This is a genomic window from Cupriavidus pauculus, assembly GCF_022179805.1.
GTDB lineage: Bacteria > Pseudomonadota > Gammaproteobacteria > Burkholderiales > Burkholderiaceae > Cupriavidus > Cupriavidus pauculus_E.
In genome coordinates this window covers 34,354-47,657 of the sequence record NZ_BPUO01000002.1, presented here as the reverse complement: position 1 = coordinate 47,657, position 13,304 = coordinate 34,354, and the positions used below count along the sequence as shown (strand labels likewise).

Genomic DNA, 13,304 nt, shown 5'->3' with positions numbered 1-13,304 from the left:
GTCGTCATCATCATGACAGCGTGATGTCCGGAATTTGGAGTGGATTATATAAGTGCGTGGGGTCCGGGCGGACCAGTCTGACCCTCTAGCCGTGCCCCACAACCGATACCGGGAGGTTGCAAGTCGCGTGCCGGCCACACTGCCAAAGAAAAACCGCCGCGCTGCCGGCGAGGGCAGGGCGGCGGTCAGGGTTGACCTTGGTCAGTACGTGTGTCAGGCGGAACTGGCTGGAATCGCCGCGAAACGGCCTTCACGGAAATCGGCCAGCGTCTGGTAGATCTGTTCCTGCGTGTTCATCACGAACGGGCCGTACTGGGCGATGGGCTCGTTCAGAGGCTGTCCGGCGATCAGCAGGAAGCGGGCGTCCTCGTCGGCCGAGACGATCACGCCGTCGGACTGGCCCACGTTGTCCAGCACGCCCATGCGCTGGGCTTCCAGCACCGCGTCCCCCACCTTTACCGTGCCCCGGTACACGTACACGAAGGCGTTATGCCCGGCAGGCAGCGCCTGGGTGAACGACTGGCCGGCCGGCAAATGGACGTCCAGGTACAGCGGCTCGGTGACCGGCCGCGTGACCGCGCCGGCCACGCCGTGCGAAGCGCCGGCCAGCACGCGCACCGTGCCGCCCGAAGGCAGCGCCACGGTGGGAATGTCGGCCGCCGGCATGTCGCGATACCAGGGCGTGGCCATCTTGTCGGCCGCCGGCAGGTTCAGCCAGAGCTGGAAGCCTTCCATCCGGCCATCCTCCTGTTCGGGCAATTCCGAATGCACCACGCCCGATCCGGCCACCATCCACTGGGCGCCGCCGTTTTCCAGCAGGCCCTCGTGGCCGGCGCTGTCGCGATGGCGCATGCGCCCGGCCAGCATGTACGTGATGGTCTCGAAGCCCCGGTGCGGGTGATCTGGGAAGCCGCCGATGTAATCGTCCTTGTTGTCGGTGCCAAAGGCGTCGAGCATCAGGAACGGATCAAGCCGGCGCTGCAGGTTCTGCGTCAGCACGCGCGTCAGCTTGACGCCGGCGCCGTCGGACGTGGCAATGCCGCGCACCACACGGTCCACGGTGCGCGAGCGCTGCACGGTTTCCGTGGCGGTGGCCGGAACGGTGGAAATGCGGGTCATGAGAAATCTCCTGTTGGGGCGGCTGCGAGCTCTTGTTCGTGCCGCCGTGGCTACCCTGCCAATTTAAGGGTTTGGCGCCAAAGCGGTAGAGGTTGAGCCGGCAACAGATCGTTCTGACTGTGGAACGATTGGCAGGATATCTGGGCTATCTGCGCAACGATGCATCTGCCCGAAATTTCCCATCGGAAGCCGTTATTTCGTGGATAGAAATGGTCCGGCTGACATGATCGACGAAGTTGTGTATAATAGCGGTCTCTTTGTCATCCGTTGCCAATAATTGCGCTGGGTCGGCCTGCACCCCGAATCCGCGCAATCCGTTGTCTGGCAACGGCCGATTGACCGGCGGCGCCATACCGAAAGCGCGTTCCAACACGACATCAAGTCGCCGCCACTGGCCAACTCCATCGGACTATTTCCTTTGGGTTGCGCTGCTCCCGCGGGTTTGGGCTGACGCCTGAATCCCATCAGCCGGGTGATCCGCCAGCTTCCACGCTGGTGCCTCACCCAAAAGTCCGTCCGCTGGCAATCGTGCCGGTCATGGCGGCAAGACAATCTGAACCAGGGTTCCGGCGGGCACCCCCATCGACATTTCCGCTGGCCCTTTGTTTTCCGCATCCTGGATGTGGCGATTCGTGCATTTCACGATCGTTGCCGTGGCCGGGGTTGGAGAGGGGAAATATGTCCAAACGAACCATCCGGGCCATGGCCTGGGGTGGCGTCGTTGTCGTCGCGCTGGCCGGCCTGGTCGCGTGGATCGGCGTCGATGTCATCCGCCAGTACCACGACCGACTGCTCTACGACGTGGCCGACCACCTGCGGCTGGTGGCGATCTCGATGGCCATGGCGCTGCTGACCGGCGTGCCGGCCGGCATCGCGCTGAGCCGCCCGTGCATGCACCGCTGGGCCGACCGGCTCATGCAGGTCTTCAACATCGGCAACACCGTGCCGTCGCTGGCGGTGCTGGCCCTGGCGCTGGCCGTGCTGGGCATCGGCGAGCGTCCGGCCATCCTGGCGCTGTGGCTGGCGTCGCTGCTGCCGATCGTGCGCAACACCTACGAAGGGCTGCGCACCGTGTCGCCCGCGCTCAAGGAAGCGGCGCGCGGCATCGGCATGACGCCGTGCCAGCGCCTGGTGCGCGTGGAACTGCCGAACGCGCTGCCCGTGATCCTGGCGGGTGTGCGCATCAGCCTGGTGATCAACGTGGGCACCGTGCCGCTGTCGTTCCTGATCGGCGCGAACAGCCTGGGCGAACTGATCTTCCCGGGCATCTACCTGAACAACCAGCCGTTGCTGCTGCTGGGCGCCGCCGCTACCGCGCTGCTGGCCCTGACGCTGGACGCGCTGTTCGCCACCGCCGGCCACGTCTATCTGCGCCGCCGCGGGCTGGCGTAACGAGGGGTCGTATGAAACTGAAATCCGTGAATCGTCTGGTGGAAGGCCGTGCGTTCTGGCTGTTTGCCGCCGTGGGCGCCGTGCTGGCCGCGCTGCTGTTGAGCTCGGCTCCGGCGCGTGCGCAAGAAGGCGGCGGCCCCGTGCGCGTGGGCGGCAAGAACTTCACCGAACAACTGATCCTGTCGTCGATGACGACGCAATACCTGAAGGCCAAGGGTGTCGACGCCACGCTGACGTCGGGCCTGGGCAGCACGCTGATGCGCCAGGCGATGGAATCGAACCAGCTGGACGTGGTGTGGGACTACACCGGCACCGCGCTGATCGTGTTCAACAAGGTCGAGGAAAAGCTCGACGGCCCGGAAAGCTACAAGCGCGTGAAGGAACTCGACGCCGCGCGCGGACTGGTCTGGCTTGAACCGTCGCGGGTCAACAATACCTACGCGTTCGCCATGCCGAAGGAGCGTGCCGGCGATATCCGCACGCTGTCGGCCTACGCCGAGAAGATGCGCGCCGAAGGCGAGGACAAGAAGCACCCGCTGGCCGTGGACATGGAGTTCGCCGCGCGCCCCGACGGCCTGGAGCCGCTGAAGGCCGCGTACAAGCTGCCGTTCACGCGCAAGGACGTGATCCAGCTCGATCCGGGCCTGGTCTACACCGCGCTCAAGAACAACCAGGTGGACCTGGGCCTGGTCTACACGACCGATGGCCGCGTCAAGGGCTTCGACCTCGTGCTGCTGGAGGACGACCTGCACTACTTCCCGCCGTACAACGCGGTGCCCGTGGTGCGTCGCGCCGTGCTCGACGCCCATCCGGAACTGGAGGGCCTGCTCAACGCGCTGGCGGCCCAGCTCGACAACGCCGCCATGACCGACATGAACTACAAGGTCGACATCGACCAGCAGCCCGTGGACAAGGTGGCCGGCGACTTCCTGCGCGCCCACGGCCTGCTTTGAGGAGCCCCGCATGGATCTGCTGACTTACCTTCACCATAGCTGGCCCACGCTGTTGCGGCTGACTGGCGAGCACCTTGCGCTGGTGGGCTCCGCCGTCGGGCTGGCCATCGTCATCGGCGTGCCGCTGGGCATCCTGATCACGCGCCACCGCTTCCTGGCCACGCCGCTGCTGGCGCTAGCCACCGTGGTGCTGACGCTGCCCTCCATCGCGCTGTTCGGGCTGATGATCCCGATCTTCGCGCGCTTTGGCCACGCGCTGGGCTACGTGCCGGCCGTGACCGCGGTGTTCCTGTACTCGCTGCTGCCGATCATGCGCAATACGTACACCGCGCTGGTCAACGTCGACCCGGGCATCCAGGAAGCAGGGCGCGGCATCGGCATGACCACGTGGCAGCGCATGCGGCTGGTGGACCTGCCGCTGGCCGTGCCCGTGATCCTGGGCGGCGTGCGTACGGCAGTGGTCATGAACATCGGCGTGGCCACCATCGCGGCCATCATCGGCGCCGGTGGCCTGGGCGTGCTGATCCTGCAGGCGATCAGCCAGAGCAATATGAGCAAGCTGGCAGTGGGTGCTGTCCTCGTGAGCCTGCTGGCCATCGTGGCCGACGTCGCGCTGCAGGCCCTGCAGCGTGCGCTGACACCGAAAGGAATCCGACAATGATCGAACTCGACAAACTCACCAAGGCTTTCCCGCAGAAGGACGGCACCGAAGTGCGCGCCGTCAACGAGGTCAGCATGACCGTGCCGCGTGGCGAGATCTGCGTTTTCCTGGGGCCTTCGGGCTGCGGCAAGACCACCACGCTCAAGATGATCAACCGGCTGATCCAGCCGACGTCGGGCACCGTGCGCATCGACGGCGAGGATACGACTGGCATCGATGGCGTGGCGCTGCGCCGCAAGATCGGCTACGTGATCCAGCAGATCGGCCTGTTCCCGAACATGACCATCGAGGAAAACATTATGGTCGTGCCACGCCTGCTGGGCTGGGACAAGAAGCAATGCCGCGAGCGGGCGCGCGAGCTGATCCGCATGGTGCAGCTTGACCCGGACAAGATGCTCAAGCGCTATCCGCGCGAGCTGTCCGGCGGGCAGCAGCAGCGTATTGGCGTGATCCGCGCGCTGGCGGCCGACGCGCCCGTGCTGCTGATGGACGAGCCGTTCGGCGCGGTGGACCCGATCAACCGCGAGAGCATCCAGAACGAGTTTTTCCAGATGCAGCGCCAGCTTGGCAAGACCGTGATCATGGTGTCGCACGACATCGACGAGGCGATCAAGCTGGGCGACAAGGTGGCCGTGTTCCGTGGCGGCCGGCTCGTGCAGTTCGATCACCCGGACGCGCTGCTCGCGCATCCGGCGGATGATTTCGTGCAGGCATTCGTGGGCCACGACAACACGCTCAAGCGTCTGCTGCTGGTGCGTGCGGGCGACGCGGCCACACTGCCGCCGAGCTGCCGTCCCGACATGTCGCTGGCTGACGCCTTCGGCGTGATGGACGATGCCGATGTGCGGCACCTGCCCGTGGTGGACGACGCGCAGCGCGCGCTGGGCTATGTGACGCGTCGCGATGTGCGTAACGCGCTGGCCAAGGGCGGCACCTGCGCCGAGGTCATGCGCCAGTTCACGACGACGGCGGCGTTCGACGAGCACCTGCGCATCGTGCTGTCGCGCATGTACCAGCACAACACGAGCTGGCTGCCCGTGATCGACGGCGATGGCGTCTACCTGGGCGAGGTCACGCAGGAGTCGATTGCCGACTACCTGAGCTCGGGCCGCTCGCGCGGCACGGCGCCAGTGATCCAGCCGCCGGCCAGTTCGCCGGTTGCCACGCTGGCACCGGCCGCTGCGCCGACGCCTGCAAAGGAACGCGCCGCGGCTTGATCCGCGCTGCGCAATAAAAAAAAGGCCACCCTCGGGTGGCCTTTTTCATGGGAGCGCGTCAGCCGATCAGGCGTGGCCGAGCTCGCCGTCCTTCAGGCGCCAGGCCTTGAGCGGATTGCCATCCTTCAGCACTTCCGGCAGCAGGCCGGCCGGCACGTTCTGATAGCAGACCGGGCGCAGGAAGCGATCCAGCGCGGTGGTGCCCACCGACGTGGTGCGCGTATCCGACGTGGCCGGGAACGGGCCGCCGTGAACCATCGCGAAGCAGACTTCCACACCGGTCGGGTAGCCGTTGAACAGGATACGGCCAACCTTGCGTTCCAGCGCCGGCAGCAGCTTGGCGGCAACGGCGTGGTCGCCGGCATCGGCTTGCACCGTGGCCGTGAGCTGGCCTTCCAGGATGCGCGTGACTGCAACCAGTGCGTCGGCGTCCTTGCAGACGACCAGCACGGTCGACGGGCCGAAGACTTCGGCGTGCATGCGGTGGTCGGCCACGAACTTGTCGGCCGAGGTTTCGAAGAACACCGGGCGGGCCTGGTTCGGGCCGGTGGCGTCCACGCCGCAGGCGGCGCGCGTCAGGCCGGAGATTTCCGACAACTGGGCCACACCGCGTTCGAAGGCGGCATGGATGCCCGGCGTCAGCATCGTGGCGGCCGGCTTGCCGGTCAGCGCGGTGTGCGCCGTGGCGCGGAATTTTTCCAGCGCCGGGCCTTCGATGGCCAGCAGCAGGCCCGGGTTCGTGCAGAACTGACCCACGCCCATCACCAGCGAGTCGATCAGGTCACGGGCAATCTGCTCGCCGCGTGCGTTCAGCGCCTCGGGCAGCAGGTACACCGGGTTGATGCTGCTCATTTCCGCGTAGACGGGGATCGGCACCGCGCGGCTGTTGGCCACGTTCATCAGTGCCAGGCCGCCGGCGCGCGAACCCGTGAAGCCCACGGCCTGGATGACCGGATGAGCCACCAGCGCCGTGCCAATGGCGTTGCCCACGCCTTGCACCAGCGAGAACACGCCTTCGGGCAGGCCGGCATCAGCCACGGCCTTCTGGATCACGCGGCCCACCAGCTCGGACGTGCCGGGGTGCGCCGGGTGCGCCTTGGCGACGACCGGGCAACCGGCGGCCAGTGCCGACGCGGTATCGCCACCCGCCACCGAGAAGGCCAGCGGGAAGTTGCTGGCGCCGAACACGGCGACCGGACCCACGGCGATGCGTTGCATGCGCAGGTCGGGGCGCGGCGGCGTACGCTCGGGCAGGGCGCTGTCGAGCGTGGCGCCTTGCCAGCGGCCGTCGCGCAGCACGCGTGCGAATAGACGCAGCTGGCCGGCGGTGCGGCCGCGCTCGCCTTGCAGGCGGGCGATCGGCAGTGCGGTTTCCTGATGCGCGCGCTGGATCAGTTCGTCACCGAGGGCTTCGAGTCCGGTGGCAATCGCTTCCAGGAACGTGGCGCGCTGCTCGGGCGAGGTGGCGCGATAGGTGTCGAAGGCGGCTTCGGCCAGTGCGCAGGCACGGTCCACATCGGCCGCGGTGCTGCCCTGGTAGGCAGGCTCCAGCTTTTCGCCAGTGGCCGGGTTGATGCCATAAAAAGTGTCTTCGGTGCCGCGAGCGGCGGTGGCGCCGATCAGCATTTCGCCAGTCATCGTCATGATCTTGGGTCCTGCGGGAATGTGAAAGGGACGGCCAGAACACCGTCACGCAAGGCAAAAGGCAGCCAAGGGTGGCCGCCGGAGATTGCTGCTGCAGTGAGTCTCGCCCGGGATTTATCGTAGAACAACTTGTCGTAAGACATCATATGACATCGCGGGGCGGCTCGCAACCGCATCGCCCGCACGGGTATCAGTGGGGCGATGCATGGCCGTCAGGCGGGCGTTCCGGCCATGGCCGACGCCTTGCGCAGGCGTTCGCGGCTGTTGGTCAGGTGCATCCGCATCGCGGCCTTTGCGGCTTCCGGATCACGTCGCTCGATCGCATCGAAAATGCTCTCGTGCTCGAAATTCACGCGCTCCAGATACTGCTCGCGCTCGGGCTGGCTCACCTGGAGCCGGCTGCGCGGGATCACCATCGTACCCAGGTGACCCATGATGTCCGTGAAATAGCGGTTGCCGGTGGCGCGCGCAATCGACAGGTGGAATTCGAAGTCGGATGCCACCGCGTCGTTGCCTTCGGCGGCATTGCGCTTCATGTCGTCGAGCGCGCGGCGCATGGCGCGCAGCTGGTCGTCGCTGCGGCGCGTGGCAGCCAGGCTGGCGGCTTCGGCCTCAAGACTAACGCGGAATTCCAGCATCGCCAGCACGTCCATGGCGGTGACCATCGCGGACGGATCGATGCGGAACGGCGACTGGCTCTCGGCAGGGCGGTTCAGCACGAAGGTGCCGATGCCATGGCGCGTTTCCACCATGCCGCTGGCCTGCAGCCGCGACAGCGCTTCGCGCACCACGGTGCGGCTCACGCCAAGCGTGGCCATGATTTCGGATTCGGTCGGGAGCTTGTCGCCCGGCTTGAGCTGGCCCTGCTGGATGCTCTCGGACAGGTTGCCGACCACTTCTTCGGCAAGCGTGCGGCCACGGCGGCGCAGGGGAGCGGGCGAAGTCATCGAAGCGTTGGACATGGCGGGCAGGTGTTGGAACCAATGTGGGGATGACCCTGACGGCGGCATTGTTGACCGCGCAGGTATGCGCTCATTATACTGCGTCATAAGTCATACGACGACCGATAACGCACAGGAACTTGCAGGCGTTCAACCGTTGTGGCAGCACGACAGCAGCGCAAGCACTGGTCGACTAATATATTAGCGTATGAGCAGAAGACAGCAGGGCGCATTTCCGCACATTTTTGGGGGAGCGCGATCCCGGCCGCCTATATCGATACCCGGAACGGGCCAGGACTCGGAGACCATCCAATGAACGCAATTTCCCAAGCCGTGGGCGCGACGCCCGTCGTGACCGAACTGACCGTGGTGCCCGTGGCGGGCCACGACAGCATGCTGATGAACCTGTCGGGTGCGCATGGCCCTTATTTCACCCGCAACATCGTGATCCTCAAGGACAGCGCGGGCAATACCGGTGTGGGCGAAGTGCCCGGCGGCGAAAGTATCCGCCAGACGCTGGAAGACGCCCGTCCGCTGGTGGTGGGGCAGGGCATCGGCCAGTACCTGTCGATCCTGAACCGCGTGCGCGAGCAGTTTGCCAGCCGCGACGCCGGCGGCCGTGGCCTGCAGACGTTCGACCTGCGTATCACGATCCACGCCGTCACCGCGCTGGAAGCCGCGCTGCTGGACCTGCTGGGCAAACACCTGCAGGTGCCCGTGGCCGCGCTGCTGGGCGAAGGCCAGCAGCGCGACGCCGTGGAGATGCTGGGCTACCTGTTCTACGTGGGCGACCGCAACAAGACCACGCTCGGCTACCGCACCGAACCGGGTGCCGACAACGCATGGTTCCGCGTGCGCAACGAAGTGGCCATGGACGCCAAGGGCGTGGTGCGCCTGGCCGAAGCCGCCTACGAGCGCTACGGCTTCAACGACTTCAAGCTCAAGGGCGGCGTGCTGAGCGGCGACGAGGAAATGGAAGCGATTCTCGCGCTGCACGAGCGTTTTCCGAAGGCGCGCGTCACGCTGGATCCGAACGGCGGCTGGCTGCTGAAGGACGCCATCCGCCTGTGCCGCGACAAGCATGGCATCCTGGCCTACGCCGAAGACCCGTGCGGTGCCGAGGACGGTTACTCGGGCCGCGAGATCATGGCCGAATTCCGCGCCGCCACGGGCCTGCCTACTGCCACCAACATGGTAGCCACGGACTGGCGCCAGATGGGCCACGCCGTGCGCCTGCAATCGGTGGACATTCCGCTGGCCGACCCGCATTTCTGGACCATGCAGGGTTCGGTGCGCGTGGCGCAGATGTGCTCGGAATGGGGCCTGACGTGGGGCTCGCATTCGAACAACCACTTCGACATCTCGCTGGCGATGTTCACGCACGTGGCCGCCGCCGCGCCGGGCCGTGTCACCGCCATCGACACGCACTGGATCTGGCAGGACGGCGAACAACTGACGCGCGATCCGCTGAAGATCGAGGGCGGGCTGGTGCAGGTGCCGAAGACCCCGGGCCTGGGCGTGGAACTGGACATGGATGCGCTGGCGCGCGCCAACCGTCTCTATCAGGAAAAGGGCCTTGGCGCGCGAGACGACGCGATCGCCATGCAATTCCTGATCCCGAACTGGAAGTTCAACAACAAGATGCCTTGCATGGTGCGCTGACCGGACGCCGGCAGCCTGCATTACCGCGACGGAACCGCCACGGGGCCGTCGCCCCCAAAGAAACATAAACAGCTTTCGTCATAAGCAGGAGACAACAAATGGTCCACTCGTTCACGGCCGCCCCGCGCGCGCCTTTCGTATCCACATGGCTGCGCCGCATTGGCGGCATGGCCGTCGCGCTGGCGGCCGGCATCACGGTCAGCGGCGCCGCCATCGCATCGGGCACGGCCTGGCCGCAACGCGCGGTTTCCGTCGTGGTGCCGTTCCCGGCCGGCGGGTCCACCGACACCATCGCACGCCTGCTGGCGGCGCCCCTCAACGAGAAGCTGGGCCAGCCGTTCGTGGTGGACAATCGTCCCGGTGCCACCGGCGCGATCGGCGCCACGTTCGTCAAGCGCGCGCCGGCCGATGGCTACACGATGCTCGTCGCATCGATCGGCGTGTTCGCCGTGAATCCGTTCCTGCAGAAGAACCTGCAATACGATCCGGCCAAGGACTTCGACCTGCTGACGGTGGCCGTGCGCGCCCCGAACGTGCTGGTGGCCAATCCGAACTTCCCGGTCAAGTCGCTGCAGGAGCTGGTGGCCTACATGAAGAAGAATCCGGGCAAGGTGTCGTTTGCCAGCTCGGGTGCCGGTTCGTCCGATCACCTGACCGCCGCGCTGTTCTGGCAGAAGAGCGGTACCGAAGGACTGCACGTGCCGTACAAGGGCGGTGCGCCGGCCATCTCCGACCTGCTGGCCGGCCAGGTGGACGTGTCGTTCCAGAATATCAACGCCGTGCTGCAGCACATCCGCACGGGCAAGCTCAAGGCGCTGGCCGTGACCGCCGACAAGCGCTCGTCGGTATTGCCCAACGTGCCGACCATGGTGGAGGGCGGCGTCAAGGACGTGGAAGTCTATTCGTGGCAAGGTGTGGCCGCGCCGAAGGGCCTGCCGGCCGACGTGAAGACCCGCCTGCATGGCGCCATCGTCAGCGCACTGAAGGACGCGGGCATGCAGAAGAAGCTCAACGAGCAGGGCTTCGAGGTGGTGGCCAACACGCCGGAGCAGTTCACCGAGTTCGAGAACCAGGAACTGAAGCGTTGGAAGACGGTGATCGAGCAGGGCAAGATCACGGCGGAATGACCGCCGCGGCCGCGTGAGCGGCATCGCATACGAACACTCCACGGAAGTATTTGGCCCCGCCTCGATGGCGGGGCTTTTTCTTTGGCGCACGCGAAAAGGCATGCCCGACTGAAGTAGGGGACATGCCATTTCTGCCTAAACAATGGCATGACATTTCCGATATCGATCAGGGCGGTAATGGGTGCCAGGTTTCCATGGAAAACTGACAAATTTGATCTGCATCAGTAGAATTTCGCCCTTTTGCTATTGCTGTGGTACAGCGCCATGGTGCATGTTGCCGAGTCGGCAATAGCGCCGAACCTTGACGTTTTCTGGAGGAAGAGAAGTGAGGAATCTGAAGACCTGCTGCGTGGCCGGTATTGTTGCCGCGATGAGCCTGTGCCTGGCCGGCTGCGCGACCGAGTCGTCGACGGCATTGCCGGTGCAGAAGGTGGAAAGCGCGAGCCGTCCCTATACCGGCGTGCGCACCCCCATCGCCGTGGGCAAGTTCGACAACCGCTCGAACTACATGCGCGGCGTGTTCTCGGACGGCATCGACCGCCTGAGTGGCCAGGCCAAGACCAGCCTGGTCACGCATCTGCAGCAGACCAACCGCTTCAACGTGCTCGAGCGTGAAAACCTCGACGAGATCAAGCGCGAAGCCGCCATCAAGAACCAGGCGCAGAAGCTCAAGGGCGCCGACTTCGTGGTGACCGGCGATGTCACCGAATTCGGCCGCAAGGAAGTGGGCGACGTGCAGCTGTTCGGCATCCTGGGCCGTGGCCGCGAGCAGGTGGCCTATGCCAAGGTGAACCTGAACATCGTCAATATCAACACCTCGGAAGTCGTGTACGCCACGCAGGGCGCCGGCGAATACAAGCTGTCGAACCGCGAAGTGATCGGCTTTGGCGGCACGTCGAGCTACGACTCCACGCTCAACGGCAAGGTGATGGACCTGGCCATGCGCGAGGCCGTGAACAACCTGGTCAATGCCATCGAAAGCGGTGCCTGGAAGCCGGTTCAGCAGTAAGCAGCCAGGCAGCAAAGCAGTAGGCAGTCAATCCTTACCAACAAAAGCGAGAAAAACCATGAAGCAATGGGTCACGCTGCGCAATGCGGCGTTTCTGTCGGCGGCCGGCCTTCTGGCCGGGTGTGCAGGTCCGCAACCGATCTACCAGTGGGAGGGCTACCAGGCCCAGGTCTACGAATACTTCAAGGGCGAATCGAAGGAAGCGCAGATCATCGCGCTGGAAAGCGGCCTGCAGAAGATCAAGGCCAAGGGCGGCGTGGTGCCGCCGGGCTATCACGCCCAACTGGGCATGCTCTACCTGGACGCCGGCAAGGGCGATCAGATGGTCAAGGAATTCCAGACCGAAAAGACGCTGTTCCCGGAGGCCACGCCGTACATGGACTTCCTGCTGCGCAACGTGAAGACCGACAAGCAGGTCGACACGAAGGTTGGCGCCAAGGTGGAAGCCAAAGTTGACAATGCCGCTGCAGGGAGCACCAAATGATGCGTCGCGTTCTGACCTATATCGCAACCCTCGGGGCTGTCATGCTGTTCGCCGGTTGCGCGACGCAGAAGCAGATCGACTACGCGGCGTACAAGCAGGCGCGTCCGCGTTCGATCGTCGTGCTGCCGCCGCTCAACGAGTCGCCCGAAGTGAAGGCCACGTACGGCATGCTGTCGCAGGCCACCGTGCCGCTGGCTGAAGCCGGCTACTACGTGCTGCCCGTGGCGCTGGTCGACGAGACCTTCCGCCAGAACGGCCTGACCACGCCTGGCGACATCCACACGGTGCCGGTGCCGAAGCTGCGCGAGATCTTTGGCGCCGACGCGGCGCTCTACGTGACGGTGACCAGCTACGGTTCGCAATACCAGGTGCTGAGCAGCGTGACGAAGGTCACGGCCAACGCGAAGCTGGTGGACCTGAAGTCGGGCAATGACCTGTGGACGGGCTCGGCCACGGCCACCAACGAAAGCTCGGGCAATGCCGGCGGCGGCCTGATCGGCGCGCTGATCGGCGCGGCCATCGCGCAAGCCATGAACCATGCTTTCGACGCCACCTACAAGGTGGCCGAGACGGCCAGCCTGCGCCTGCTGTCCGCGGGGCAGCCGAACGGTCTGCTGTACGGCCCGCGTTCGCCGAAGTATCAATCGGACTGATTTGGACGGACTGATTTCGGTCGAATGAACTGCCGGCTTCGGCCGGCGGCCCAGCAAAAGTGCCGCGGCACCTCTCTCCATTCTGGAGCGGTGCCGCGGCATTTTTTTGTCTGGCGGAAGCGGTGAGATTCGAACTCACGGATGGGTCACCCCATCGGCAGTTTTCAAGACTGCTGCCTTAAACCACTCGGCCACGCTTCCTGTAAGGGTAGATCTCGGGCGTGCTGGCGTGTCATCCGCCATGCCCGGCCGCGCATTATACAAGCATGCCGGGCACGCCGGACAGTGTGATGCTTTTGTCGCGGATGCCGGATCCGTTGTTGACCTGTCCATGATTGCGTCTGACGACGCGTCGGATACTGGCGAAAATGTCGGTGTTTGTCGGACAGCGCGGAACCATGTTGGCACGGTAAGGTTCCTACAGGGGACGACTCGCGGGCGT

General features: G+C 65.3%; 12 protein-coding genes and 1 tRNA gene. 9 read left to right on the top strand and 4 right to left on the bottom strand.

From position 1 onward, the window contains the following. Positions 1 to 213: 213 nt before the first annotated feature. Positions 214 to 1,119 carry a pirin family protein gene (locus MFF62_RS03825; RefSeq protein WP_238260271.1) on the bottom strand — a complete coding sequence of 302 codons (906 nt, stop codon included), beginning with the start codon at positions 1,117 to 1,119 and terminating at the stop codon, positions 214 to 216. 678 nt (positions 1,120 to 1,797) lie between these two features. Here MFF62_RS03825 and MFF62_RS03820 point away from each other — a divergent pair. From MFF62_RS03820 to MFF62_RS03805, 4 genes are read left to right on the top strand one after another with little or no spacing between them, the layout of a single operon-like run. Further along, the gene (locus MFF62_RS03820) at positions 1,798 to 2,511 is read left to right on the top strand and encodes an ABC transporter permease (RefSeq protein ID WP_238260269.1); all 714 of its coding nucleotides are present in this window, start codon (positions 1,798 to 1,800) and stop codon (positions 2,509 to 2,511) included. A gap of 11 nt (positions 2,512 to 2,522) precedes the next feature. Next, the gene (locus MFF62_RS03815) at positions 2,523 to 3,464 is read left to right on the top strand and encodes a glycine betaine ABC transporter substrate-binding protein (protein WP_238260260.1); all 942 of its coding nucleotides are present in this window, start codon (positions 2,523 to 2,525) and stop codon (positions 3,462 to 3,464) included. 10 nt (positions 3,465 to 3,474) lie between these two features. Then, on the top strand, positions 3,475 to 4,125 hold the full coding sequence (locus MFF62_RS03810) for an ABC transporter permease (RefSeq protein WP_238260258.1): 651 nt from the start codon (positions 3,475 to 3,477) through the stop codon (positions 4,123 to 4,125). Next, positions 4,122 to 5,342 (top strand): osmoprotectant ABC transporter ATP-binding protein OsmV, encoded by a 1,221-nt coding sequence (locus MFF62_RS03805; RefSeq protein ID WP_238260257.1) that lies wholly within the window; start codon positions 4,122 to 4,124, stop codon positions 5,340 to 5,342. Before MFF62_RS03810 ends, MFF62_RS03805 begins: the two co-directional genes overlap by 4 nt. A 66-nt stretch (positions 5,343 to 5,408) precedes the next feature. Here MFF62_RS03805 and MFF62_RS03800 read toward each other — a convergent pair whose 3' ends face one another. After that, positions 5,409 to 6,986 (bottom strand): aldehyde dehydrogenase (NADP(+)), encoded by a 1,578-nt coding sequence (locus MFF62_RS03800; protein ID WP_238260254.1) that lies wholly within the window; start codon positions 6,984 to 6,986, stop codon positions 5,409 to 5,411. 212 nt (positions 6,987 to 7,198) lie between these two features. Beyond that, on the bottom strand, positions 7,199 to 7,948 hold the full coding sequence (locus MFF62_RS03795; protein ID WP_238260252.1) for a FadR/GntR family transcriptional regulator: 750 nt from the start codon (positions 7,946 to 7,948) through the stop codon (positions 7,199 to 7,201). Positions 7,949 to 8,239: 291 nt separating this feature from the next. On the opposite strand from MFF62_RS03795, the gene gudD reads away from it, so the two are divergent. The 5 genes from gudD (at position 8,240) to MFF62_RS03770 (ending at position 12,862) form a co-directional block, all read left to right on the top strand. Beyond that, positions 8,240 to 9,589 carry a glucarate dehydratase gene (gene gudD / locus MFF62_RS03790; RefSeq protein ID WP_238260250.1) on the top strand — a complete coding sequence of 450 codons (1,350 nt, stop codon included), beginning with the start codon at positions 8,240 to 8,242 and terminating at the stop codon, positions 9,587 to 9,589. A gap of 167 nt (positions 9,590 to 9,756) precedes the next feature. After that, complete coding sequence (locus tag MFF62_RS03785) at positions 9,757 to 10,716, top strand: Bug family tripartite tricarboxylate transporter substrate binding protein (protein ID WP_238261194.1); 960 nt, start codon at positions 9,757 to 9,759, stop codon at positions 10,714 to 10,716. A gap of 370 nt (positions 10,717 to 11,086) precedes the next feature. Further along, a complete protein-coding gene (locus tag MFF62_RS03780; protein WP_238261192.1) occupies positions 11,087 to 11,725 on the top strand; it encodes a CsgG/HfaB family protein in 639 nt (212 codons plus the stop codon). 58 nt (positions 11,726 to 11,783) lie between these two features. Then, complete coding sequence (locus MFF62_RS03775; protein WP_238260248.1) at positions 11,784 to 12,209, top strand: DUF4810 domain-containing protein; 426 nt, start codon at positions 11,784 to 11,786, stop codon at positions 12,207 to 12,209. Then, entirely contained in the window at positions 12,206 to 12,862 is a 657-nt protein-coding gene (locus MFF62_RS03770) for a DUF799 domain-containing protein (RefSeq protein ID WP_238260246.1), read from the top strand. The genes MFF62_RS03775 and MFF62_RS03770 overlap by 4 nt, the downstream gene beginning before the upstream one ends. Positions 12,863 to 12,973: 111 nt before the next feature. On the opposite strand, the gene MFF62_RS03765 is transcribed toward MFF62_RS03770, so the two are convergent. Beyond that, a tRNA-Ser gene (locus tag MFF62_RS03765) sits at positions 12,974 to 13,063 on the bottom strand. Between the last annotated feature and the right edge of the window lie 241 nt (positions 13,064 to 13,304).

What these genes read in the sequence shown, in the direction of transcription:
- MFF62_RS03825 (WP_238260271.1), bottom strand. Translation starts at nt 1,119, where the DNA reads ATGACCCGCATTTCCACCGTTCCGGCCACCGCCACGGAAACCGTGCAG.
- MFF62_RS03805 (WP_238260257.1), top strand. Translation starts at nt 4,122, where the DNA reads ATGATCGAACTCGACAAACTCACCAAGGCTTTCCCGCAGAAGGACGGC.
- MFF62_RS03800 (WP_238260254.1), bottom strand. Translation starts at nt 6,986, where the DNA reads ATGACGATGACTGGCGAAATGCTGATCGGCGCCACCGCCGCTCGCGGC.
- MFF62_RS03810 (WP_238260258.1), top strand. Translation starts at nt 3,475, where the DNA reads ATGGATCTGCTGACTTACCTTCACCATAGCTGGCCCACGCTGTTGCGG.
- MFF62_RS03780 (WP_238261192.1), top strand. Translation starts at nt 11,087, where the DNA reads ATGAGCCTGTGCCTGGCCGGCTGCGCGACCGAGTCGTCGACGGCATTG.
- MFF62_RS03770 (WP_238260246.1), top strand. Translation starts at nt 12,206, where the DNA reads ATGATGCGTCGCGTTCTGACCTATATCGCAACCCTCGGGGCTGTCATG.
- MFF62_RS03815 (WP_238260260.1), top strand. Translation starts at nt 2,523, where the DNA reads ATGAAACTGAAATCCGTGAATCGTCTGGTGGAAGGCCGTGCGTTCTGG.
- MFF62_RS03785 (WP_238261194.1), top strand. Translation starts at nt 9,757, where the DNA reads ATGGCCGTCGCGCTGGCGGCCGGCATCACGGTCAGCGGCGCCGCCATC.
- gudD (WP_238260250.1), top strand. Translation starts at nt 8,240, where the DNA reads ATGAACGCAATTTCCCAAGCCGTGGGCGCGACGCCCGTCGTGACCGAA.
- MFF62_RS03775 (WP_238260248.1), top strand. Translation starts at nt 11,784, where the DNA reads ATGAAGCAATGGGTCACGCTGCGCAATGCGGCGTTTCTGTCGGCGGCC.
- MFF62_RS03795 (WP_238260252.1), bottom strand. Translation starts at nt 7,948, where the DNA reads ATGTCCAACGCTTCGATGACTTCGCCCGCTCCCCTGCGCCGCCGTGGC.
- MFF62_RS03820 (WP_238260269.1), top strand. Translation starts at nt 1,798, where the DNA reads ATGTCCAAACGAACCATCCGGGCCATGGCCTGGGGTGGCGTCGTTGTC.